The sequence below is a fragment of the uncultured Cedecea sp. genome, assembly GCF_947498825.1.
Classification (GTDB): Bacteria; Pseudomonadota; Gammaproteobacteria; order Enterobacterales; family Enterobacteriaceae; genus JGM124.
In genome coordinates this window covers 196650-221450 of record NZ_CANMLV010000007.1, presented here as the reverse complement: position 1 = coordinate 221450, position 24801 = coordinate 196650, and the positions used below count along the sequence as shown (strand labels likewise).

The following is a 24801-nucleotide window of genomic DNA, read 5'->3' as shown; positions in this document are numbered from 1 at the left end:
GCTGGCTCGCTAACCGCGGGTTCAGGTTCAGCCTGCTGCTGTTTACGCGCCTTGGCGCGGGCGATAGCCGCCTCAACCGCGGCCTTACGCGGGTCAATGGCTTCCTCAGCGGCTGGCTCGCTAACCGTGGGCTCAGGTTCAGCCTGCTGCTGTTTACGCGCCTTGGCGCGGGCGATAGCCGCCTCAACTGCGGCCTTACGCGGGTCGATGGCTTCAGCGGCTGGCTCGTTAACCGCGGGTTCAGATCCAGTCTGCTGCTGTTTACGCGCTTTGGCGCGAGCGATAGCGGCCTCAACCGCGGTCTTACGCGGATCGGAACCTTCTGCAGCAAGATTTGCGTCACTGGCGGTCGTTTCGGCAAGACGATTTTTCTCTGCCTGACGGGCTCGTGCCTGTGCCTTACGGGCTTCGCGACTGGCAATAACGTCACTGTTATCGGGAACTGCGCCTGGTTTGATAACAATGGCTGCGCTGTCCGAAGTTGACTTCGTGCTCTGTACCCGAGCCAGAGCGGCTTTAATCGCTGAGTTATCCTGACGGGTTGGCTGCACTGCGGCAGATTTATGTTTCTCTTGACGGGCGATTTTCTCACGTTCAAGACGAGCCTGACGCGCTTCAAAACGTGCTTTGGCCTCTGCTGTGCGTTTGGCTTCCAGCTCTATTTCGCGTATTTCTGCTTTTTCCTGGCGAAAGTATTGAATCAATGGAATATTGCTTGGACAAACCCAGGCGCAGGCGCCACATTCAATACAGTCAGACAGGTTATAGCTGGTTGCTTTATCATGCTGCTGACCTTTACTGAACCAGTATAACTGCTGTGGCAATAAGTCTGCCGGGCAGACATCGGCGCACGCACTGCACCGGATACAACCTTGTTCTTCTTGTGCAGGGGCCATTTCCTCAACGGAAGGCGCCAGTAAGCAGTTGGTAATCTTCACAACCGGAACGTCTAAAGCCGGTAGCGTGAAGCCCATCAAGGGCCCCCCCATAATGACTTTTTGTTCGCTGGTTGGCTGGAACTCAGCAAAGGCCATTAAATGTGCGACAGGTGTACCTAAACGCGCCCAGACGTTACCCGGTTTTTGAACCGACTGTCCGGTCAATGTCACGACACGTTCCGTTAAGGGTTCACCATCAACAATGGCCCGTTTAATGGCATAAGCTGTACCGACGTTTTGCATCAGGATACCGATATCCGAAGAGCGGCCGCCGTGGGGCACCTGCTTACCGGTCAGGATCTGTGTAAGCTGTTTTGCTCCACCAGAAGGGTACTTGGTCGGGATCACGCGCAGTTGTATATCCTCACTGCCCGCCAATACCGCACGTAGCATTGAAATTGCCTGCGGTTTATTATCCTCAATACCTATCAGCGTCTTTTGTGGCTGGAGAATGCAGGCCAGAATACGAATGCCTTCGACAATTTGTGCGGCACAATCCTGCATTAACCGGTCATCGGCAGTGATGTAGGGTTCGCATTCAGCGGCGTTAATGATCAGCGTATTAATATTATCGCCGCCGCCGTGGAGTTTGGTGGCAGTCGGAAAGCCTGCTCCACCAAGACCTGCCACACCAAACTGGTGAATACGCTCAATAAGCTCAGCGCGAGGGCGTTCTGCATAGTCACGCCAGCCATCTCGTTCAAACCAGCGATCTTCCCCGTCGGCTGTCAGTATGACGCTGGGTTCAGTCAGGCCTGATGGGTGGGCCGTAATATGCGACTTAATTGCGCTGATGGTGCCTGAAGTGGGTGCGTGCACGGGCAGCATACGTCCCCAGCCACGGGTCAGAGGCTGTCCGCGAAGAACATAATCGCCTGCTTTTACACACAGCTCGCCTTCATCACCGATATGCTGTTTCAACGGGATGATGAGCTGCGGAGGTAATGGAACCTGACGCAGTGGTGTACCGCTGGATTGTGTTTTCATCTCCGGGGGATGAATACCGCCGTCAAAATCCCAGATGCGGTTTTGAGTAAAACGTTTTAAAAAACTAAACATGAGGATCCACCGGAATATTTCGCACCGGAATACTGTTTAAATCCCATTTCCACGTGTCAGTAGTGGTAGCGACAGGGCGTAAATCGATACAGCGAGTCGGGCAGGGGTCAACACAAAGATTACAACCAGTACATAAATCGCTGATAACAGTATGCACAGCACGGGTCGAACCAATAATGGCATCAACCGGACAAGCCTGAATACATTTGGTACAACCGATACAGTTGGCCTCATCAATGATGGCCAGCATTCGCACCGGTTCGGCCTGGTTATCACCGTCTATCGGCTGAGGTTCAACATTGAGTAAGGTGGCAATTTTAAGCATCACGGCTTCGCCCCCCGGTGCACACAGATTAATCTTTGCCCCTTGATTACCGACCGCTTCAGCATAAGGGCGGCAGCCAGGATAGCCGCATTGCGCGCACTGGCTTTGCGGTAGGATCTCTTCAATGCGCTCAACGATAGGATCTTCGGTAACGGCAAATTTACGCGAGGCATAGCCCAGAATAAGGCCAAAGATTAACGCCAGGAAGGTAAGGGCGATAATCGCAATCCACAGGGTACTCATCAGAACTTCACCAACCCGCTGAAGCCAAGGAATGCCAGGGACATCAGACCTGCGGTAATCAATGCAATAGCATTACCTTTGAAAGGCGCAGGGATATCAGCCACCACCAGACGTTCACGAATAGCGGCAAACAGGACCATCACAAACGAAAAACCGACCGCTGCGGAGAATCCGTACAGCGCTGACTGCAGGAAGTTATGGTTCAGGTTAACATTCAGTAACGCTACGCCCAGCACCGCACAGTTAGTAGTAATTAAGGGTAAGAAGATCCCCAGCAGGCGATAAAGTGCCGGACTGGTTTTACGAACCACCATCTCAGTAAATTGCACAACAACGGCAATGACCAGAATAAATGACAGCGTACGTAAATAACCTACGTCCAGTGGGATAAGGATCAGCTCATTGATTATCCATGAAAAAATAGAAGCGATCGTCATCACAAAGGTGGTAGCAAGTCCCATTCCGATGGCACTTTCCAGCTTTTTGGATACACCCATGAAAGGACACAGACCAAGAAACTTCACCAGAACGAAGTTATTGACCAAAATTGTCCCCACAAAAAGCAGTAAGTAATCTGACATGATTCGACCTAAAACGAAAAAAAGCTGCCCATTATTGATTAATCAACTCGTGTCAGCAACAGAATGACTGTAGGGTTATTACGGATTGATAAAGGTTTCTTTAACCCGTTTTGACCGTTTTAAATAGGGCACTGCCAGTGCAGCGGCCAGTAACGGAAACATTAGCTGGCGCAAGGCAACGCTATCCGTTACCGGGGATAAGGCAAAAGCCTTAATTGCCAGAATCAGGGAAAACATTAACCACAGAATATAGTGACGAACGACATGATGGCGACGTTTAAAAAAAGCAATGGTTAACCACAAGGTATAACACCACATGACCAGCGCACATATAACGGAAAAATACCACATAAACAGCATATTAGAGCCTTGATTCGCCATCATTTGATGGGTATTTGGCGCGAGTAACATCATCACGTAAATCGCTACGGCGAGAGAGCTGCTGAGCAGTGACATCAAGAGCCAGGCTAGCGGAACAAGAAGCCAGCCTGCGATACGTGGAGGTTTTACTGTCATGAAAATTCCTGTGCCACCTGATATTATTCAAGCGGGTGATTATAAGTATTTTTGCTCTTAATGCTACTGTGCTGCCTGTCTGAAAGCTACCCTGACCGGACTACATGGATTTTAACGCACAAAAAAGCACAATCTGATCAATTCCTGTCGCCCTTTTACACTCTGTTCAGGGTAAGTAGCTGGTAAGTCGGTTGACCGCTACAACGTACATCAGACAATGTTGCGTAGCTTCTCTTTCATACAGTGGCCTTGTCGGATTAAAGAAACGGGGCGTCAGCGGGTTATCTATATGCTTACTAATGATATTAGTCTGGAACATTATCAGCTTGATGTAAAAAAATTGCAGGCCTATGGTTTTGAAAAAAAAGAACATAGTTATATCTGCCATCACATGCTTGCGGTACCCTCGTTCAGGTTACGACTCGAGATAACGCCGGAAAAGAGATTAAAAACTCAGATAATCGATCTCGATGTGAATGAAACCTACATGCTGCATTTGAATGCAGCGACCCAGGGGGAGTTTGTTGGAAAAATTCGCCGTGAATATGATGAAGTTATAAATGATATTCTGATGCACTGTTTCACCCGCGTTATCTTCACTTCACCACAGTCCATGAAGGTTATCCAATTTATTCAACAGCAATACGCTATTCAACTTGAGTATCTGTGGGCTAAATTTCCCCGCAATGCTATCGCCCGGCGTCAGGATAATAATAAATGGTTTGCAGCATTGCTCACGGTAGAAAAAGGTAAGCTGGGCCTGCAGGGAGAGGGAATAATAGAAGTGCTGGACTTAAAAATGCGTCCGGAAAATAAAGAACGTCTGATTGATAATAACCGTTATTTTCCGGGCTACCATATGAATAAAAATCACTGGTTCACTGTTTGTCTCGACGGACGCCTGAAAGATGAAGAGATAATGGAAAAAATAGCCGACAGCTATCTGCTGGCAAAATAGGATGTCAACGCAGAGATAGTCCGCGACGTTCTGGTAACAGGGTATCTTTATCCGGGATACCCTGTTCAGAGCAATTAACTGGCGCGAACGTTAGCGGCGATAGCCTGTTTCTCTGCCGGTGTTAAAAACGCAATTTCCAGACCATTTTGCTGCGCGGTACGAATCTGTTCCGAGCTAAGTCCGGCAGCAGGTGCAGCAAACTGATACTCATGCTGAATATCAATACCTTGAACGGCCGGATCATCGGTATTAATGGTGGCAAGAATACCGTGGTTTAAAAATGTCGCCAGCGGGTGCTTATCCAATGAAGCAACAGTGCTGGTTTGAATGTTCGAAGTCAGACAAGACTCAATACCAATGCGGTGCTTAGCCAGATAATCCATCAGCGCTAGGTCTTCGACGGCTTTCACTCCGTGTCCTATTCTCTCAGCCCCCAGTTCACGAATAGCCTGCCAGATACTCTCAGGTCCTGCAGCTTCGCCTGCATGAACAGTAATACGCCAACCCGCATCGCGAGCACGCGTGAAGTGTTCACGGAATAAATGCCCCGGAAAACCGAGCTCATCACCGGCCAGATCGAGGGCGGTAATACTATCCCGATGTGCCAGTAGGGCATTCAGTTCAGCCTCACAAGCGGCTTCACCAAATGTACGACTCATAATGCCGATAAGACGAGCCTGGATCCCAAAATCACGACATCCCTGACTCACTCCCTCAATAATCGCTTCTACGACACCGGCGACAGGCAACTGATGACTCATGGCCATATAGCCTGGGGAGAAGCGTAATTCGACATAATGAAGGCCATTACGCGCTGCATCTTCAATATTCTCCCACGCCACGCGGCGGCAGGCCTCCAGTGAACCAAGAACTTTCACTCCCCAATCGAGTTTTTGCAGGAAGCTGACCAAATCTGGCGCGGTTTCCACGACTTGTACGTGCGGACGCAAGTTTTCCAGAGTGCTGGCAGGTAAGGCAAGGTTAAATTCGCGACCGAGTTCAAGGATGGTTTGTGCCCGGATATTGCCATCAAGATGGCGATGAAGGTCGGTTAACGGCAGGCTGGTATCAAGCATAGTGCACTCATTTATTGAAGGAAGTGCGGCATAGTATAAAAACAAATGCGTATAAATAGCTATGAAACAAATGCTGTTGCGCAACAAAAAGGTGGGGGGCAAGAAATCAGCTTGAATTATGGGCTGTTTTTGCGCAAAAAAGCCATGAACTTAAGGCTCCACAGATACAAAACACCCCGGAAGCATGGCGCTTACAGGGTGTTTGATAAGCTCAGTAAACTAAAAATACTTGATTCTTAGTATCACTTATTGCTGTGGAGCATCTTCTGGTTCAGCCGGAACCATAATAGCTGGGGCAGTTGCTTCAGGATCTTGTTCTACTTGCATTTCTGCTTCTGCTTCTGTTTCCGCACTAGGCTCAGTCATGTCCGGTACGTCTTCCTCTTCTTCGCTGCTTAATCCGAGAGGCAGGGCACCAAGCAGGTCACCAAGAGGAACGGTCTCGCCGTTCAGTGCGGCTTTTTCATCTGTGAAAGTCAGCGTTGCAGTGATACTGTTATCTTCAACTTTAGTGATATGGAACATTTGTCCCATCGCAGCCAGACCTTTCACTTGCTCAGTAGCGGCTTTCTCTGCCTCTTCAGGCGTAGCGCCTTCCAGTTGTCCAACCTGGCTGACCAGCTGAATAGCCATATCCATAGGAATCACCAGACGAGTATCCAGTGAGGTTAAATATTGGCCTAACATCGCTTCGGCGGTCTCTGGAATGGCATCGGTCGGTTGTGGCTCTTTCAGCGCCAGCGCCAGATTAAAGGTCGCTTCGCCTTTGGTATTTTTCCAGCTTAACGGTGCAATACTCAGGGTTGGATTGCCCTTTAACAGTTGTGGGAAAGTGGCGACCAACGCGTCGACCATTTTCTGGCTATAGAGTTCAGGGTCTTGCATGGTTTCTGGATCTGCAAGCAGTCTCTGGGATTCTTGTGTGTAGACTTTGCTCACGGTGGCCAAGGCTTCTGCATCCAGATTATTGACTTTCATGGTCAGCTTGCCGCTACCGAAATCCTGTCCCTGTGCTTTCACTGAGTCAAGGGTATAATCGGCTTGCAGAGAAATGTTCTTTTTATCTGCCTGTAATTCGGTTAAGCCCGTCAGCATCAGCCCGTTTAATGCAGCCATCTCTTTACCGTCAACATTCAGTGTCAGATTCTGTATGCCTACTTTTTGTGTACCAACACGCAGATCCCCGATGGTGAGCTGTGAGTCACTTGCAAGGCTGATACCGTTAAAGGTGGCTTTAACAGGTTGTCCGATGTTACTGACAGTGTCGATGCTACCGTTGGCGGAATTCAGCTCGAATTTAACCTTATCGCCTTTCGCATCAACGTCAGCCGTTATGGTGCTACCGCTAAAGACAACGTGGTCCTTATCTTTGGTGTAGTCGACAGGGATCAGGTTGATAACAGAAGAGGTTGCCCCGTCAAAGGCTATCTGGGTAACGGCATTAATCGGTGACTGGTCTTTTGTGACATTAAACAGGGGTTGAGTGATGTTGTTTTTTGCTAACTCAGACTGAACAGAAGCCATGGCTGGCATCAAACTAATATGTCTCAGACCCGGCAGTGGACCATGAGTAATGGTCTCATTAAATACGATTGCTTCGCCTGCGGGTAGCAGTGAATTTTGGGTATCAGAGGCATTTTTTAAAACTAACTGCATCTGACTCTCAAAGACACCACGCTGGTAATTTTCGTAGCTAAGAACAATCCCTGCCTCCGGGAGAGATTTGGTTAACTCGCTATTGGCCTGTTGCACCAACTCGGCCATACGGCCTTCAAGTTGCTTACCGATATACCAGGATGACCCCGTCCATACCACGCCCAATGCGACAATAACACCTACCGCAACCAGAGATTTTTTCATTGTATTAAGTTCCATATTGAGAATACCGGTAATCACCTCTACCGGATGAGTAAATACGCCTGCTGACAGACGTTCAGACAACTTGTCAGGTAAGGAAAACCACGGTTTTCCTTACCTGACGACTAAAATTACTTCAGTTTCAGCACCGTGCTGTCCCCGATTTTCGGCCTTGCAGGTTGGCTTAAATAATAAGCCTGCGCTCAGTTTAGCAAACAAGCACGGAGCTGGCGGCTAAATTTTATTGTATACCCGTGCCAGACGACCATACCCGCTGGCACTGACGGTGGTGTCGTTAGCCGCAATAAACGCTGACTCGCCCGCTTTCAGAACTAACGTCTCTTGCGCGTCAGTCAGTATCGCTTCACCTTCAATACAAAAGACAATCGCAGCACTGTTTTGGTTTAACGGTGTTGCTTGCTCTTTTAAGGTATGAATAGAGAAGGCAAAATCGTCAACCGGAATCGGGAAGTCGAGTCTGTTATCTACCTGTTCAGGCTGCATAAGCAGCTGGTTTTCTGGTTTAGCGACAAACTTTACATTAGCAATAAGTTCAGGAATATCAATATATTTTGGCGTCAACCCTGCACGTAATACATTATCTGAGTTTGCCATAACCTCCAGCGCCACGCCATCCAGGTAAGCATGCGGTGTTTCTGCAAACAAGAACATGGCTTCACCGGGGGCCAGTTTGACGACGTTTAACAATAGCGGCGAGAACAGACCACTGTCATTAGGATAAAACCCACTAATAGCACGCAGAGTATCCCAAGGCTCACCGCGCTGGTGGTTGAGCGCTGATTTGAGGACCGCTAAAGCGCGAGATTTTTGGTCACCCTCCAATGCAAGCAGACTGGCGAACAGTTGCGAAAGCTGGGTTTCATCAGGCTGTTGTAAGAAACGATTAATCGAACTATGTGCCGCAGAAACAGGTTGTAACAACGCGACAATTTCCGAAAATTCACGGAAACCATTCATTGCCAGAAAGGGAGTCAGAGCATAGACCAGCTCAGGTTTATGATTCGGATCTTTATAGTTACGTTCAGCCGCATCCAGTGGAATACCAGCGGCATTCTCCTTGGCGAAACCATCCACAGCGGATTGTTTATTCGGGTGAACTTGAATAGAAAGAGGTTGTGCCGCACACAGTACTTTAAACAGGAAGGGCAACTCGCCAAAGCGTTCTGCCACTGATTTACCTAAAAGCGTTGTTTTGTTCTCATCAATGACATCACGCAGAGGTTTTGCGCCTCCCTGTGGATCGATCAAGGATGAACTACTCTTGGGATGCGCGCCCATCCACAGCTCTGCCATGGGCTTATTGTCAGGATTAGGGTAACTATACAGCGATGTTAAGGCAGTATGGCTTCCCCAGGCATAATATTGAATAGAATTACGCAGCTTTTGCATGATCGCTCCATGAATAATGTGTTGATATACCTGCCATACTTCAAAGACCTCGGAGGTGGAACTCTGTTTCTGGAAGCAAATTGAAATATTTAGATAAGATATCGCTATTAAAGCAATAAATCGCTGAGAAGTAACCCAGGCAATAAAAAGTCGTATTAGTCTCAGTTTTTGTTAAAAAAATGTGTAGCATATTACGACTTGTTTTGAACGCAGCGCTCTAGACTGTGCTGAACAATAATATTAACGTTACTGTTGTCGTAAGTGAGAGAACAATGTCGAATAAAGCCTTTCATTACCAAGAACCATTCCCGCTTCAGAAAGAGAAAACCGAGTACTATTTACTCACCAGTGATTATGTTTCGGTCGCTGATTTTGATGGCAACGAAGTCTTGAAAGTTGACCCTCAAGCCCTGACACTGCTGGCTAAGCATGCCTTCCATGATGCCTCTTTTATGTTACGCCCCGCACATCAGCAGCAAGTCGCCGATATTCTCAATGATCCACAAGCCAGCGAAAACGATAAGTATGTCGCTCTGCAATTCCTGCGTAACTCAGAAATTGCAGCCAAAGGTATTCTGCCCACCTGTCAGGATACCGGTACCGCCATCATTATGGGTAAAAAAGGGCAACATGTCTGGACCGGTGGGGGTGATGAAGCGGCTTTATCATTAGGGGTATATAACACCTTTGTCGAAGATAACCTGCGCTACTCCCAGAATGCGGCGCTGGATATGTACAGAGAAGTTAACACTGGCACGAACTTACCCGCACAAATAGACCTCTACAGTGTTGATGGTGACGAATATAAATTCCTCTGTATTGCCAAAGGGGGCGGTTCTGCCAATAAAACCTATTTGTATCAAGAAACTAAAGCTCTGCTTTCACCTGGCAAACTGAAGAACTACCTGGTGGATAAAATGCGTAGCCTGGGGACTGCGGCTTGCCCGCCATATCACGTGGCATTTGTGATTGGCGGCACGTCAGCAGAAGCAACGCTGAAGACCGTTAAGCTGGCTTCGACCAAGTATTACGACGAACTACCAACTTCCGGTAATGAGCACGGACAGGCATTCCGCGATATCGAACTTGAGCAAGAGCTGCTGGAGGAAGCGCAGAATCTGGGGTTAGGCGCGCAGTTTGGCGGGAAGTATTTTGCGCATGATATTCGAGTTATCCGCCTGCCGCGCCATGGGGCGTCTTGTCCGGTAGGAATGGGGGTTTCTTGTTCCGCAGACCGTAATATTAAAGCCAAAATCAACAAGCAGGGCGTATGGCTGGAAAAACTGGAAAATAATCCGGGGAAATATATTCCTGAGTCATTGCGCCAGAGTGGCGAAGGCGAAGCGATCAAAGTCGATTTAAACCGCCCGATGTCAGAGATCCTCGCTCAGCTCTCTTCTTATCCTGTTTCAACCCGTCTTTCATTGAGCGGTACGATTATCGTGGCGCGCGACATCGCTCATGCCAAGCTGAAAGAGCGCATCGATAACGGTGAAGGCTTGCCGCAGTATGTTAAAGATCATCCTATCTACTATGCCGGGCCTGCCAAAACCCCTGAAGGTTATGCCTCAGGCTCACTTGGCCCGACAACAGCCGGGCGCATGGACTCTTATGTAGATGCCTTACAGGCCGAGGGCGGAAGCAAAATTATGTTAGCCAAAGGCAATCGCAGCCAGCAAGTGACCGATGCCTGCCACAAGCATGGCGGTTTCTACCTCGGAAGCATTGGTGGTCCGGCAGCTGTACTGGCACAGAACAGCATTAAAAGTCTCGAATGTATTGAATATCCTGAATTAGGAATGGAAGCTATCTGGAAAATTGAAGTTGAGGATTTCCCGGCATTTATCCTTGTGGATGATAAAGGGAATGATTTCTTCCAGCAGATCCAGTCCTCTCAGTGTGCTAAATGCGTTAAGTAATCAACTAACCGCCCGGTTAATTTTTGGGCGGTTTTTTTTATCGCGTGAGGAGAAGACATGACATCCAGTCGCAGTGAAAAAGACTCAATGGGCCCTATCGATGTACCGGCGGATAAACTATGGGGGGCACAGACTCAACGCTCCCTTGAACATTTCCGTATTTCAACCGAAAAAATGCCGACTGCACTCATTCAGGCCCTTGCTCTGACAAAACGGGCAGCGGCTAAAGTGAATGCCGATTTAGGCTTGTTGCCGACAGATAAAGCCAGTGTGATTATTCAGGCGGCAGATGAAGTGCTGGCAGGACAGCATCCGGATGAGTTTCCATTGGCCGTCTGGCAGACCGGATCGGGCACACAAAGTAACATGAATATGAATGAAGTGCTGGCGAACCGGGCCAGCGAATTATTGGGAGGCGAGCGCGGCATGGCGCGTCTGATTCATCCCAATGATGATGTGAATAAAAGCCAGAGCTCGAATGATGTCTTTCCTACTGCGATGCATGTCGCCGCTGTGATTGCCATCAGAGAACAATTGCTGCCGCAACTGGGTGAGTTAACGGCAACTCTGGCCGGGAAAGCGCAGCAGTTCCAGGATATTGTCAAAATTGGCCGAACGCATCTCCAGGATGCGACGCCCCTGACGTTAGGGCAGGAAATTTCTGGCTGGGTGGCCATGCTGGAACATAATTTCCGTCATATCGAACACAGTTTACCGCATCTCAGTGAACTGGCACTCGGTGGAACGGCAGTGGGAACCGGGCTTAATACCCATCCTGAATACGCGGTGCGTGTTGCCCGCGAACTTGCTGATATTACTGAACAGTCTTTTATTACCGCACCGAATAAGTTTGAAGCGCTGGGGACCTGTGATGCGTTGGTGCATAGCCATGGTGCCCTGAAAGGGCTGGCTGCCTCCTTGATGAAAATAGCCAATGACGTGCGCTGGCTTGCCTCTGGCCCGCGTTGTGGGATCGGTGAAATCTCTATTCCTGAGAATGAGCCGGGCAGCTCAATCATGCCTGGAAAGGTGAATCCAACGCAATGTGAAGCCTTGACGATGCTCTGCTGCCAAGTGATGGGGAATGATGTCGCTGTCAATATGGGAGGGGCGTCCGGTAACTTTGAACTGAATGTGTACCGGCCAATGGTTATCCATAATGTTTTACAGTCGGTACGCTTGCTGGCTGACGGTATGGACAGCTTTAATCACCATTGCGCTATCGGTATTGAACCAAATCGGGAGCGTATTAGTCAGTTACTCAATGAGTCATTAATGCTGGTGACTGCCCTCAACACCCATATTGGTTACGATAAAGCGGCAGAAATTGCCAAGAAAGCCCATAAAGAAGGGCTGACTCTGAAAGAGGCTGCCCTGAAATTGGGTTATCTGACCGACAGTGAATTCGATGCCTGGGTCCGTCCGGAGCAAATGGTGGGTAGCCTGTCTTCGTAATGGATAAGAGTCCTCCTAAACCCCGTCATGCAAGACGGGGAAGACATTAAGGCTGATAGTACAGGTGCAGTCGCGGAATAATGAGCTCCAGCGGCTGCGCATCAGGTTTATAGCGATATTGAATATTGTCTGCATCATAATTTGTCAGTTCACCGGTTTGTGGGATGCTTTCCCCCAGTTCCCGCTGACAGAGAATTAACAGGGGGGAAGGGCAGGCATACTGCACTTGTTTCTGCGTTTTCTGATACCAGACTCGTGCGACGGGCTGCACTTTTACCGGCCGTTTAATTTTTAATACGGTTTTTTCTGGTAGTCGCGCAATATCGTTAATCTCTTGGGCTAAACGCTCGGCCCACTGCTCTTTGCTCCAGGGCGGTACGGCCCGACAGTTTTTTAAACTCTTATGCAAGTTCTCCAGCACCTGTTCTCGGGTCAGGTTTTTAATCACTTGTTTATTTGCCCAGCCAAAGCGCACTGTTTCAGGTGGGGCGAGCAGAGTAATGGTGCGGTAAGCGTTAAGCGTAATCAAACCCGGAATATAACGATGCACCCATTCAAAACGCTGGGCGGGGCCAAGCCCTGAATCAACGGTAATGATCTCTTCCAAGGTTTTTTTCAGAGTATTGATATTCGTAATTTGCTGGCTTAGCTGTTGATGTTGTTTTTTAGTGACATTGTAACAAATAACGCCGGGCAGACGAACCGCAACTTTACTACTGATATTCTCTGACTGTTGCTGGATAAACAAATGCGTAAAATGAGCCTGACTCATCTTGTGTGCCGCCTGACCAACATGCTGATTTACTGCAATCTGTGAAACAGGATCATGTTCCTTACCCTTGACTGTCTGAGGCAGTGAAAAAACCCGACCAGCCAGCAGCGGTAACTGCTCAAGTTCGTCGCGAAACTGCACCAGGGCATGCTCAAGCGTGCGGAAAGTGGAGGTCATTCGTTCAACCAAGTCATAGCTTGCCATTATTGCCTCTAAATAGTTACAACATCCTGTTAGATTTAACATAATGTGAGAATATTGGCAACAGCGTCTGATTGTTAATAGTTCAGGCAGGCGGGGCGGCGTCAGTACAGCGAATGCCTTAGCGATTCAGAATGCGTACATGTTTCACCACCGTTGCCAGGGCCTTTAAAAATGTTTCTGAATGCTCGTGGTTTTCATAGGCTTCGATGTTTGCCCATCCTCTGACAGATAAAATTCATCAGGATTATTGAGAACCTGAGAAAAGGCATAATGTAGATGGCGGATTAGCGCAAATTTAATGTACTGTCTGGCCGCTAAATTTTGAACGTTGTTGCTGGAAATATGAACACCTGCTTCTTCAGCAATAACGGTTCTTAATACGAGGATTTTTGAACTGACGTCAAGGCAGCCAACGCCTCTTCTGACGGTATAGTGTGACAAACGGGCCAGCAAAAGCGCAAACTTGCTCCACCCAAGGGACTACTGGTAATGATGACTTCCCCCTGCATGGCGACCGCCACAGAGTGAACAATCGCCAGCCCCAGGCCACAGCCTCCGGTAGCTCTGTCCCGGCTGGGATCCAGGCGAACAAAAGGTTCCAGTACTCGGGTACGATCTTTTTCAGGAATGCCAGGGCCGTCATCCTCCACCTGTAAGAAGGCCTTTTCTTCGTCACGCCATAAGCTGATGCGCAGCCGTTGCTGGCTATAACGCAGTGCATTATTCAGCAAATTATCAGTGACGCGCTCCATTAGCCGTAAATCCACCACGCCATAGTCGACCTCAGTCGTCGTATCGGTTTCCAGGCTGATGTCCTGCTGGGGGAAGAGCTTCCGAACATCCTCAATATGACTCACCAGCCACTGACTGAAATTTACAGCAGCAAGATTTAATTCGGTCTGTGGCCTGTCAAGGCGGGCATAAGTGAGCAGTTCATCGATTAATGACTCCAGCTGACTAATATCCCGGTTCAACGCTAACGACTCTTCTTCACTGAGATTATCACTCACCGCGAGACGGTAGCGTAGGCGAACCAGAGGAGTACGGAGTTCATGGGCAATACCGTCAATCAGGCGCTTTTTACTCGCGATTAAAGTATTAATGTTATCCGCCATCAGGTTAAAGGTGACGCCCAGACGAGTAAATCCCGATGTATTATCAAAATAGACGCGTTCTTCCAGGTGGCCTTCACCCAGGCGTTGAGCGGCATTTTCAAGTTTTAACATATCTTTCCAGTGTGGACGTATCCAGATAAACACCGGTAAGGCCAGAGAAAAGGCGATAAATGCAATAAGGGCAATATCCAATAGACGAATTTGATGCAGAAACAGCAGATAAGGCACCGGGCCTACCACAAGAACATAGTGGCTGCGCGGTATTCGTTGCATAAACGTATACTCTTCATCCAGGGCGATAATCTCGCCATTATGTAGCCGTTTCATGCTTTCGGCATCGAGAGTAAATTTATTCAGTGGCTGGATATTGAGCTTAAACGACAAATTAAGATCAAGTTCATGAATGGTTTTATTCCAGTCACGGGGTGGGATCTCCCGAAGCTCACTGCGCATCAGATAAAGCGAGCTTTTCATTAAATCATCCAGCGACTCTTTACCCGCCCGTTCTGCAGTAAATTTATAGACCAGGCCGACTAACAGCGTCATTACCAGGAAGCAAACAAACAGCAGTAGATAGAACTGGATAAAGAGTTTCTTCATCAGAGAGCCGTTTCCCAGGCATGGGGGGCAAATAAATAGCCTTTATTACGCACGGTTTTAATACGAAAAGGTTCAGTTGCGCTGTCGTTTAATTTCTTGCGTAATCTGGAAATTGCGACATCAACACTGCGATCCAGTCCGTCATAGCTTACGCCACGTAGATTTTTCAACAGGATATCACGGCCCATAACCAGGCCTGCATGAGTGGCGAGTGCCCAAAGTAAATCAAAATCGGCAGTAGATAAGATGATATTCTCATTAACAAGCGTCACCTGGCGGTTTACTGGGTCAATAAAGAGACTGCCAAAACGGAGTGCTTTGTGCGGGATCAAGGAGGCCGATTTGTCGTTATTCGCGGTGATAGCACTTGGGCTGTGCTGACGTAAATGTGAGCGCAAACGTGCCAGTAAAACGGCGGGTGGGGTGGTTTTTAGCAGATAATCATTGGCGCCCATTTCCAGCGCCAGAATATGATTCATATCGCTATCCAGCGCGGTTAATAGCACTATCGGACCTTCCCAGCGCGGACGCAGATCCCGGCATAGGGTCATCCCGTCTTTACCCGGTAACATGATATCCAGTAATACCAAGTCAGGTTGCTGTTGCTCAATAACTGCCTCAGCGAGATCCCCACGACTTTCAACAATAACGTCAATATCATGCTTTGCCAGGTAAGTCGTAATTAAGCTACCTATTTCCGGATCGTCTTCGACAAATACTATTTTATTCATTATGCATCATGCCGGTGTGTGTAAGAACTCTCACAGAGTAGCTGAGAGGAGTACAACCTTGAGTTAACGAAGTGGTCGTCCTCCATCAACGCCGTGCGTTCGTCCTGTGACATAGCGACTGGCAAGCAGGTATTCTACCAGATGGACAATTTCTTCGGCGCCAGGCTCTATCTTCATTAACGACTTATCCAGAGACTGCTGGCGATAGGCTGCATCATCATGCTCGTTAAACATTATCATGGCGGGGGCAATGGCATTGACTTTTATTTCGGGCGCCAGCTTGCGGGCAAAAGAGCGGGTCATATTATCAAGAGCGGCTTTACTGGCGGCATAAGCAATGTGTTTATCACTTCCACGTTCAGCAACATAATCCGTCAGGTGAATGATATCGCCGCTGGCTGGCGCTGAACCGCGCAGCAGAGGAGCAAACTCATGATTGAGCAAATAGGGCACTTTGACATGGATTTGCATCATTCTGTCCAGCGTACTGCTCAGCGGAATGGCTGGGTCCTCTGCCTGCCAGTCACTGGCATTGTGAATAATGGCACGTAGCGAAGGTGTGATAGTGCGAACCTGTTTAGCAAAGTCCAGGATCCCCTGATCGTTTGAGAAGTCAGCTTCAAGACAGATAACACCTGCCCGTTTTAGCTGCTCAATGACTGGGTAATGGGTACGATAACTGATAATCAGCGGTTGTTTTTGCGCGACAAAGTGTTGTGCCAGCGCTAGCCCAATGCGTTTTCCGCCACCGGTCAGGACGATCGGTTGATGTGTCATTATGTTCCCTAACCCTCGTTTGTAAAAATAGCGGAAGATAACCGGAAAATGACTTCCCGTATCTGTCCTGTAGAACGACAGTATATTATATAAATATCCCGCTCTGGAGAGGTAAGCGTCTCTTATCTGTCAGAAATACTTAAAAAATATAATGAAAGACAGAGACAGACTTTGCCGGCAGTTACCTTGGCATGATGGGAATAAAAAAGACAGCCGAAGCTGCCTTTGTCATCAATAATTGAGCGTTTATTTATATAAGTCAGCGCTTATGGTGATGTTTCCACCATTTTCCTGCCACTGACGCGTCAGGTGATAGTATTTAGCACCTTTCTTCGCTGCGCGTTTTGCAACCTGATAAGAGATTTCAGTGCTGCTACCGTAGTTACCGGTGAATTTAACGCTGTCAAATGGAACCATTTGAGCCGCGGTGACTTTATTCAGTTCTTCTATTTTTGTGCCATCAGGAAGTGTTACGGTGTAACGTCCGCCTTTAGACGACTGGGTTTCAAAGAAACGACCAACATCACTGCTTGGCGATTCAGAAGAGGCAACACCTGGAATTTCCACACGTTTAGCGGCTTCGCCACCCTCGGCCAGAGCCGCTTTGCCCGCTTCAGAGTCCGCAGGGATTGCGTCCGGGCTCTGCACTACGCGCTCTTTAGCATCAGCTTTATAGATAAAAGCGGTAATACGCTGATTCCCGCCTTGGTTAACGTCTACCTGACGAACGATAAAGAATGATGCAGCACCTTTCGCTTTTGCCGCTTTTGCAATGGCTTCATTAATATCAGGCTGGTTGCGGTAGAAACCTTGTACCGTAACGGTATCGAACGGCTGAAGTCTGTTGGCTTTATCTTTAGATAACTCAGTCAGACCATTGATAACACGGCCTTCTGGCTCGGGTGCAGCTGGGGCATCAGCTTTATAGACCGCGGCTACTACACGCCAGTTACCGCCGTTTCCGGTGTCGTTGGTATCCTGAACATAAAACGAAGCAGCGCCAATTTTATCAGCGCGGCGAGAAACGGCCGCAACCGCATCACTGATAGCGCTAAAGCGTCCGGTTATCACAATCGTGTCGTAAGGTTGTAGGGCGGCCGCTTGTGCCGGCGTCAGTTCCGTCGCTGCCTGCACTGACAGTGAGGTAAGTGAAATAACAGCTGACGCCAGAACGGTATTCTTGAGCTTCATAAAAATTCCTTCGCCTTGCGCAAAATGGGTACGGGGACTGCGTTTAATGACCTGTATCTGTTAGGCCCCGATTATGGCATTGAAACAATACTATTGTCTGCGCCATTTTTGCGCCAGATATTATCTGCTTATAAATATAGCGACATAATTCAAGTTACTTATCTGCTGTTTGCATTTCGCTCACTACGTTATATCTTCCGGTTATGCAGGTTGCGGCCACGCGTACCAAGCTTGGTCGCTATGCAGATAAAGAGATGTTGAACGTTTAACGGAGAGAATAATTGTAAAAAATACCCTGTTCACCACTAAAATAGATAAAGGTTATGACTATTTTAGTTAATGCGTTGTTAAATTGCATCGTAGTATGGCGAAGAATCATGTTTTTACTTAGCTGATGAGTTGATTATCAGGCCTCTATAACAGATGTCGGATGAAAATAACTAGCTGAATGCATTATGTGTGAAATTTTACTGTTTCTGAAATAAATACTGATAACCTGATGTAGATCACAGGCGTTATTTTCAGTAGGTTATAAAAGACTAAGACAGAAACTTTTTGTAACGGGTGATGTATCAGTGGTCTGCTTTGTAGCTTAAAAGCAGATAGCTAACGTTATTGTGGCAAGGTCTGACAAACCATCATAAAAACCGATGGAAGGGAATAGTATGCGTATTGGTGTACCAAAAGAGCGGCTGGCCAATGAATCCCGCGTAGCAGCAACACCGAAAACGGTGGAGCAACTGCTCAAACTGGGATTCACCGTAGCCATTGAAAGTGGTGCGGGTAAAGAGGCGAGTTTTGACGATGAAGCCTATCTGCGCGCGGGTGCTAGCGTGGCAGATACTGCAGATATCTGGCAATCAGATATCATCTTAAAGGTAAATGCCCCGCTGGATGGTGAAATTGAGCTGGCGCGGGAAGGGGCTACTCTGGTCAGCTTTATCTGGCCGGCACAGAACCCTGAATTACTTGAAAAACTGGCAGCGCGCAATATCACCGTGATGGCGATGGATTCTGTACCGCGTATTTCACGCGCACAGTCGCTTGATGCCTTGAGTTCAATGGCGAATATTGCCGGTTATCGTGCCATTGTTGAAGCAGCGCATGAATTTGGCCGTTTTTTCACCGGGCAAATTACTGCAGCAGGTAAAGTACCACCGGCAAAAGTCATGGTCATCGGTGCCGGTGTTGCCGGTCTGGCAGCGATTGGCGCAGCCAACAGTCTGGGGGCCATCGTACGCGCCTTCGATACCCGTCCGGAAGTGAAAGAGCAAGTCCAGAGTATGGGCGCTGAGTTTCTTGAACTGGACTTTAAAGAAGAAGCAGGTAGCGGTGACGGTTACGCAAAAGTCATGTCTGAGGCGTTTATTAAAGCCGAAATGGAACTGTTTGCTGCTCAGGCCAAAGAGGTCGACATTATTGTCACGACGGCTTTGATCCCGGGTAAACCAGCACCGACACTGATCACTCGCGAAATGGTTGATTCCATGCAGCCGGGGAGCGTGATTGTTGACCTTGCTGCACAGAACGGTGGCAACTGTGAATACACGGTTGCGGATACTATCACCGTGACGCCTAATGGTGTGAAGGTGATCGGTTATACCGATTTACCGGGTCGCTTACCTACCCAGTCCTCTCAGTTATACGGTACTAACCTGGTTAACTTACTGAAACTGCTATGTAAAGAAAAAGACGGTAATATCGTCGTTGATTTCGAAGACGTAGTCGTTCGTGGTGTAACGGTGATTCGTGAAGGTGAAGTTACCTGGCCTGCGCCACCGATTCAGGTTTCCGCTCAATCAAAACCGGCTGCGGCTAAAGTAGCCGCTCCGGTAGAAGAAAAGGCTCCGGCATCCCCTTGGCGTAAATATGCGCTGATGGCCTTGGCCATTATTCTGTTCGGCTGGTTGGCTAATGTCGCACCGAAAGAGTTCCTTGGTCACTTTACCGTATTTGCGCTGTCCTGTGTGGTCGGTTATTACGTGGTCTGGAACGTATCTCATGCATTGCATACCCCGTTGATGTCGGTCACTAACGCTATTTCGGGAATTATCGTGGTGGGTGCCTTATTGCAAATTGGCAGTGGTGGCTGGGTCAGCTTCCTGAGCTTTATTGCGGTATTAATTGCCAGCATCAATATCTTCGGCGGCTTCACCGTCACTCAGCGCATGCTGAAAATGTTCCGCAAGAATTAAGGGGTAGCACATGTCAGGCGGATTAGTTACAGCGGCATATATTGTTGCCGCGATCCTGTTTATTTGTAGTCTGGCTGGTTTATCTCGCCATGAAACCTCACAACGGGGCAACCTGTTTGGTATCATCGGGATGACTATTGCCTTAGTTGCCACCGTTTTTGGCCCAGAGTCCGGTAATATCGGCTGGGTACTTGTGGCGATGGTACTGGGTGGTGCGATCGGTATCAAACTGGCGAAGAAAGTCGAAATGACCGAAATGCCGGAGCTGGTTGCTGTTCTCCATAGCTTTGTTGGTCTGGCCGCGGTTCTGGTTGGTTTTAACAGCTATCTGGAACACCATCCGGGTCTGGACGCGGTAATGGAAAATATCCATTTAACCGAAGTCTTCCTGGGGATCTTTATTGGTGCGGTAACCTTCACCGGTTCGATTGTCGCCTTTGGAAAATTATGCGGTAAGCTCTCATCCCGGCCGCTAATGCTGCCTCATCGCCATAAGCTGAATCTGGCAGCGATCGTGGTTTCATTCCTGCTGCTAGTGGCGTTTGTTCGTGCTGAAAGCACAGCAGTACAAGTGCTGGCGCTGCTGGCGATGACGGTGATTGCTCTGGCCTTTGGCTGGCATTTGGTAGCATCAATCGGTGGTGCAGATATGCCGGTTGTTGTTTCTATGCTGAACTCCTACTCAGGCTGGGCAGCGGCGGCGGCTGGTTTTATGCTGAGCAACGACTTGCTGATCGTGACTGGTGCGTTGGTAGGTTCTTCAGGCGCAATTCTGTCCTACATTATGTGTAAGGCGATGAACCGTTCGTTTGTCAGCGTGATTGCCGGTGGATTTGGTACCGACGGCTCCTCTACGGGTGAAGAAGAAGAGCAGGGCGAGCACCGTGAAATCAATGCAGAAGAAACCGCTGAACTGCTGAAAAACTCAACCTCAGTTATCATTACCCCAGGGTATGGTATGGCGGTGGCTCAGGCTCAGTATCCGGTCGCAGAAATTACTGAAAAACTGCGTGCGCGTGGCATCAAAGTCCGTTTTGGTATCCACCCTGTTGCCGGACGTCTGCCGGGGCATATGAACGTATTGTTGGCTGAAGCTCGCGTACCTTACGACGTGGTACTGGAGATGGATGAAATCAACGACGATTTCTCTGATACCGATACAGTATTGGTTATCGGCGCGAATGATACCGTTAACCCGGCGGCCCTGGATGATCCTAAAAGTCCTATCGCCGGTATGCCTGTTCTGGAAGTCTGGAAAGCGCAGAACGTTATCGTTTTCAAACGTTCAATGAATACCGGTTATGCTGGTGTACAGAACCCGCTGTTCTTTAAAGATAACACCCAGATGCTGTTTGGTGATGCGAAATCAAGCGTAGAAGCGATTCTGAAAGCACTGTAAGTCGTGAAATAAGCCCGGATTATCCTGATGGGGTTATCCGGTCACAACAAACAGGGAAAACAGTGTTTTCCCTCGTATTGATGGTAAGGTCCAGTCCACGGCCTGGGCCTTTACCTCTACCATAAAACCAGCCGTTATTTACCTACCAACCTTTCCGTTGCTCATATATATCCCGGGCGTGCTTCCAGTCATATTTTTAAAGAATGTAATGAAAGCACTATCACTGGAAAACGCTAAAATGCTCGCTATATCAGAGACAGCATGTTCTTCTGTTAGTAATTCAATTGCCTTTAACAACCGCCATTGTTGCCGCCATTGTTGGTAATTGAGTCCGGTTTCTCTCACCATGATACGACCGATTGTTTTTTCTGTAGCGCCAGTGTTCGCTGCAAGCGTCCATAACGGTGGTGGCATGTCGTTCTCATTCAAAGTGCTTAAACGGCGGTCTTTAGGAAATGAAAGCAGTGTTGACTCGCGTTGAGCACTATGAATTTCATTTTTACACACTGCCCAAATATGTGCGGCCGGACCATGCTGCCAGTTCATTGAAAAATCTGTCAATGCGATACGCTCTAAAACTTCCCGTAATAATCCCGTCACCCTTAACACTTCTACATGTTGACTGAAGTCAGAATGACATCGGTTATCGACATAAATAGAACGATAACCCGTTACGCCACTGATTTGAACCCGATGTACGACCTCCGAAGGGATCCAGGCCATACGGGCGGGGGGAAGTAAGCAAAGGCTGTCATTAAGCGTAATGCGCATACATCCTTGGTGACTGAACAGTAATTGTCCCTTTTTATGCCTGTGAAACCCGGAGTCATGCTGAGTGAGTTCAGAAGCAATACCTATGACATCATTATCGTATTCATCAGGATTAAATACAGTGTCTGAGGAGATCCATGTCATAAAATGTCCGATTTTATAAATATTATGTCTTCAACGTTGTAATAGATAAAAAATCATTATGGTACTTTTTCAAAATAATATCCTATCAATATAGATGATTATGCAACGAAAACTTACTTTAACGCTGGCAACATCAATGATGATGTTTCCTCAGGTGGTGGAGACTATATACAGCCCCGCTTTAACACATATCGCTGATGGATTTCATGTTAGTGCAGAAATAGCAGCGCAAACTTTATCCAGTTATTTTTTTGCTTTTGCACTGGGTGTGGTGGTGTGGGGGCGAGCATGTGATGTTATTGGGCGAAGACCTGTTATTTTGCTCGGTCTTGGCATATATCTACTGGCATCCATTATTGCGGTGGTAAGCGATACTTTTGCTCTCTTACTCGCTGTTCGTGTTATTGCTGCCTTTGGTGCTGCAGTCGGATCCGTAGGAACACAAACCGCGATTCGGGATTGTTTTAACGGGCAAGAACTGACACAAGTATTTTCGTTAATGGGGATAGCAATGGCATTGAGTCCGGCCTTGGGAGTTCTCAGTGGCACAGTGTTAACATATTACTGGGGATTTCAAGGTGTATTCACCGGTCTGGCGATATTAGCTTTTGTTCTCCTTGGTTATGTGGCTTGGCAAATGCCTGAAACACGTCCGCTACAAATAATACAGGCTCCTTTTTTCAGTACCTTTAAACGGATGTTAAAAGATGGTGATATTTGGCGTAGCGCGATGTCAGTTGCATTATTTAATACCTGCATGTTTAGTTATTATCAGCTTGCTCCTTTTCATTTTGAAACGCTGACTATTCCACATACCTGGTTCGGTTATACAGGCCTGATCCTGGCTATTGGCGTAAGCCTTGGTGCTGTGGTAAATAAAGTTTTAGTGGCAAGGAATTGGATATTTATATCGCTGTTAAAACTGGCTTTTGGCTTAGGTTTTTTAGGGGCAATCTCAATGCTGGTGACAGAAAACAAAGTGTGGTTTGTATTGGCGATGATACCCGTTGTTATGGCTTATGGTATTGCAATACCCAATATTCTGGCCCGTGCTCTGCGTCGCTATAATGATTGTATTGGGACGGCGGGAGCTATCCTTGGATTAATGTATTACATGATGTTGGGAGGGGGATTAGTATTAGCAGGTTTAATACAACGCTTAAGTTTAGTGTTAATCCTCTGCAGTTTACTCATTGGACTGCTGATATTAAGTCACGTTCAGGATGAACCCAAGACTGACGGGCTGAGCGTTAAAGAGACTTAAGTGACTATCGTCGTTTTTTCCGCCTGACAGAATAAACGCGATATCCATTTGCAGGATGGGGCGAGTAAACCTCATCCTGCTTGATGCCCGCACATAATGACCTACAGATTAGTCATCATCATCTTCTTCTTCGTCATCTAAATCAACCGGGCTTTCAAAATCGTCAGGCTTGATAACCAGCAGGTCACAACGCAGGCTATCAATAACCTGTTCCGCGGTATTACCCAGAAAAGCGGCCGATAACCCGGTACGACCAATGGTACCCAGCACCACGATCCCCGCATCAAGATGCGTCGCAAGGTTAGGAATAACTTCCTCCGCCAGCCCTTTTTCAACATGGGTCATATTTTCATCGATAGAAAATTTTTGCCGCAAAGTTTTCATGGCAATTAAATGTTGCCCGCGAATCGCATTGTTATAGGTACTGGAGTCAAAGTCCGGTAATTCTATGGCGATACTGATTGGCGTAATGGGATAGGCGCCGACTAAATGGACTTCGGTCTTATCAACCTTGCTTGCCAGCAGAAGGGTATCCCGCAGAAGCTTTTCATTTAAAGCATCATGATGGGGTTCTTCGCTGGTCAGGTTAACGGCAACCAAGGCTTTACCCCCTTCAGGCCAGGGCTGGTCTTTGACTATCCAGACCGGGCAAGGACATTTGCGCAGTAAATGCCAGTCAGTGGGAGTAAACAGCACCGCACTCAGGCGGTCGTACTGGTGCGCCATTTTTAATACCAGGTCATGCTTGGCCGTGATGACCTCCTGGATAATGGCCTCAAAAGGACGATTATGCCAGACCACCTTAATCTCAATCGGAACGCCTGCATCAATATAAGCCTGGGCTTGCTCTTTAACCCAGGCGGTACGCTGGCTAATGACACCTTTACGCATCGCGACACGTTCGTCAGGTGACAGTAGGGTAGTCATTTCGTAGGAAAATTCATAGATAGGTAAAAAGGCTTTAATTTTACAGCCAATACGGTGATGTAAATAAACTGCACGACGTAAAGCGGGCTGATCGTCCTGGGTGGCATCAATCGCCACAAGTATATCTTGGTAGTTTGCCATACCTTTCTCCTTACCACAGAGCAATGGATATATACCCGTCATACATCAAGTTGTCTGGGTCCAGCCCGCTGAATCACATAGTTTGTCTATGCTCACGACAGGCCAAACTGAGTGCCTACTGGCAACTCGAATTATTCAGGATACAGCATCAGAGTACATCAAAGTGGCCTGGGAAACAGCAGAGGGATGATTGCCGGGTCAAAAAAATAAAAATCACCGGCAATAAGCGTCAT

General features: G+C 47.9%; 20 protein-coding genes. 6 read left to right on the top strand and 14 right to left on the bottom strand.

What is annotated here, in order from left to right; genetic code table 11:
• The 4 genes from rsxC to Q1A40_RS10695 form a co-directional block, all read right to left on the bottom strand.
• A partial coding sequence (rsxC, locus tag Q1A40_RS10710) for an electron transport complex subunit RsxC (RefSeq protein ID WP_299999970.1) occupies positions 1 to 1997 on the bottom strand: 1997 nt, incomplete at its 3' end.
• Positions 1990 to 2565, bottom strand: a complete 576-nt coding sequence (gene rsxB, locus Q1A40_RS10705) for an electron transport complex subunit RsxB (protein WP_299999968.1) — start codon at positions 2563 to 2565, stop codon at positions 1990 to 1992. The genes rsxB and rsxC, both read right to left, overlap by 8 nt.
• Positions 2565 to 3146 (bottom strand): electron transport complex subunit RsxA, encoded by a 582-nt coding sequence (gene rsxA, locus Q1A40_RS10700; RefSeq protein ID WP_299999966.1) that lies wholly within the window; start codon positions 3144 to 3146, stop codon positions 2565 to 2567. The genes rsxB and rsxA overlap by 1 nt, the downstream gene beginning before the upstream one ends.
• 78 nt (positions 3147 to 3224) lie before the next feature.
• Complete coding sequence (locus Q1A40_RS10695) at positions 3225 to 3662, bottom strand: DUF2569 domain-containing protein (protein WP_299999964.1); 438 nt, start codon at positions 3660 to 3662, stop codon at positions 3225 to 3227.
• A gap of 289 nt (positions 3663 to 3951) precedes the next feature.
• Between Q1A40_RS10695 and Q1A40_RS10690 the strand changes: the two genes are divergently transcribed.
• A complete protein-coding gene (locus Q1A40_RS10690; protein WP_299999962.1) occupies positions 3952 to 4620 on the top strand; it encodes an MmcQ/YjbR family DNA-binding protein in 669 nt (222 codons plus the stop codon).
• 74 nt (positions 4621 to 4694) lie between these two features.
• Here the strand turns inward: Q1A40_RS10690 and add are convergent, their stop codons facing one another.
• The 3 genes from add to manA all read right to left on the bottom strand — a co-directional run bounded on the left by add (position 4695) and on the right by manA (position 8963).
• Positions 4695 to 5696, bottom strand: coding sequence for an adenosine deaminase (add, locus tag Q1A40_RS10685; protein WP_299999960.1), 1002 nt, complete (start codon positions 5694 to 5696; stop codon positions 4695 to 4697).
• A gap of 246 nt (positions 5697 to 5942) precedes the next feature.
• Positions 5943 to 7637: a YdgA family protein gene (locus Q1A40_RS10680; RefSeq protein WP_299999958.1), complete on the bottom strand. Its 1695-nt coding sequence runs from the start codon at positions 7635 to 7637 to the stop codon at positions 5943 to 5945.
• A gap of 150 nt (positions 7638 to 7787) precedes the next feature.
• Positions 7788 to 8963: a mannose-6-phosphate isomerase gene (gene manA, locus Q1A40_RS10675; protein WP_299999956.1), complete on the bottom strand. Its 1176-nt coding sequence runs from the start codon at positions 8961 to 8963 to the stop codon at positions 7788 to 7790.
• A 272-nt stretch (positions 8964 to 9235) separates the two neighbouring features.
• On the opposite strand from manA, the gene fumA reads away from it, so the two are divergent.
• Positions 9236 to 10882: a class I fumarate hydratase FumA gene (gene fumA / locus Q1A40_RS10670; RefSeq protein ID WP_299999954.1), complete on the top strand. Its 1647-nt coding sequence runs from the start codon at positions 9236 to 9238 to the stop codon at positions 10880 to 10882.
• 57 nt (positions 10883 to 10939) lie between these two features.
• Positions 10940 to 12337, top strand: a complete 1398-nt coding sequence (fumC, locus tag Q1A40_RS10665; RefSeq protein WP_299999952.1) for a class II fumarate hydratase — start codon at positions 10940 to 10942, stop codon at positions 12335 to 12337.
• Between the two features lie 46 nt (positions 12338 to 12383).
• Here fumC and tus read toward each other — a convergent pair whose 3' ends face one another.
• The 5 genes from tus to ydgH all read right to left on the bottom strand — a co-directional run bounded on the left by tus (position 12384) and on the right by ydgH (position 17727).
• Positions 12384 to 13313 carry a DNA replication terminus site-binding protein gene (tus, locus tag Q1A40_RS10660; protein ID WP_299999950.1) on the bottom strand — a complete coding sequence of 310 codons (930 nt, stop codon included), beginning with the start codon at positions 13311 to 13313 and terminating at the stop codon, positions 12384 to 12386.
• Positions 13314 to 13687: 374 nt separating this feature from the next.
• Complete coding sequence (gene rstB, locus Q1A40_RS10655; protein WP_299999947.1) at positions 13688 to 15028, bottom strand: two-component system sensor histidine kinase RstB; 1341 nt, start codon at positions 15026 to 15028, stop codon at positions 13688 to 13690.
• Positions 15028 to 15759, bottom strand: a complete 732-nt coding sequence (gene rstA / locus Q1A40_RS10650; RefSeq protein ID WP_299999945.1) for a two-component system response regulator RstA — start codon at positions 15757 to 15759, stop codon at positions 15028 to 15030. The genes rstB and rstA overlap by 1 nt, the downstream gene beginning before the upstream one ends.
• 63 nt (positions 15760 to 15822) lie before the next feature.
• Complete coding sequence (folM, locus tag Q1A40_RS10645) at positions 15823 to 16536, bottom strand: dihydromonapterin reductase (RefSeq protein WP_299999943.1); 714 nt, start codon at positions 16534 to 16536, stop codon at positions 15823 to 15825.
• A gap of 246 nt (positions 16537 to 16782) precedes the next feature.
• Positions 16783 to 17727, bottom strand: coding sequence for a DUF1471 family protein YdgH (gene ydgH, locus Q1A40_RS10640; protein ID WP_299999941.1), 945 nt, complete (start codon positions 17725 to 17727; stop codon positions 16783 to 16785).
• Between the two features lie 665 nt (positions 17728 to 18392).
• Between ydgH and pntA the strand changes: the two genes are divergently transcribed.
• Complete coding sequence (gene pntA, locus Q1A40_RS10635) at positions 18393 to 19922, top strand: Re/Si-specific NAD(P)(+) transhydrogenase subunit alpha (protein WP_299999940.1); 1530 nt, start codon at positions 18393 to 18395, stop codon at positions 19920 to 19922.
• A 10-nt stretch (positions 19923 to 19932) separates the two neighbouring features.
• Complete coding sequence (pntB, locus tag Q1A40_RS10630; protein WP_299999938.1) at positions 19933 to 21321, top strand: Re/Si-specific NAD(P)(+) transhydrogenase subunit beta; 1389 nt, start codon at positions 19933 to 19935, stop codon at positions 21319 to 21321.
• A 138-nt stretch (positions 21322 to 21459) separates the two neighbouring features.
• Here pntB and Q1A40_RS10625 read toward each other — a convergent pair whose 3' ends face one another.
• Entirely contained in the window at positions 21460 to 22236 is a 777-nt protein-coding gene (locus Q1A40_RS10625; RefSeq protein ID WP_299999936.1) for a helix-turn-helix transcriptional regulator, read from the bottom strand.
• A 100-nt stretch (positions 22237 to 22336) separates the two neighbouring features.
• Between Q1A40_RS10625 and Q1A40_RS10620 the strand changes: the two genes are divergently transcribed.
• The gene (locus Q1A40_RS10620) at positions 22337 to 23500 is read left to right on the top strand and encodes an MFS transporter (protein WP_299999935.1); all 1164 of its coding nucleotides are present in this window, start codon (positions 22337 to 22339) and stop codon (positions 23498 to 23500) included.
• Positions 23501 to 23608: 108 nt separating this feature from the next.
• Here the strand turns inward: Q1A40_RS10620 and uspE are convergent, their stop codons facing one another.
• Positions 23609 to 24568 carry a universal stress protein UspE gene (gene uspE / locus Q1A40_RS10615; RefSeq protein ID WP_299999934.1) on the bottom strand — a complete coding sequence of 320 codons (960 nt, stop codon included), beginning with the start codon at positions 24566 to 24568 and terminating at the stop codon, positions 23609 to 23611.
• Between the last annotated feature and the right edge of the window lie 233 nt (positions 24569 to 24801).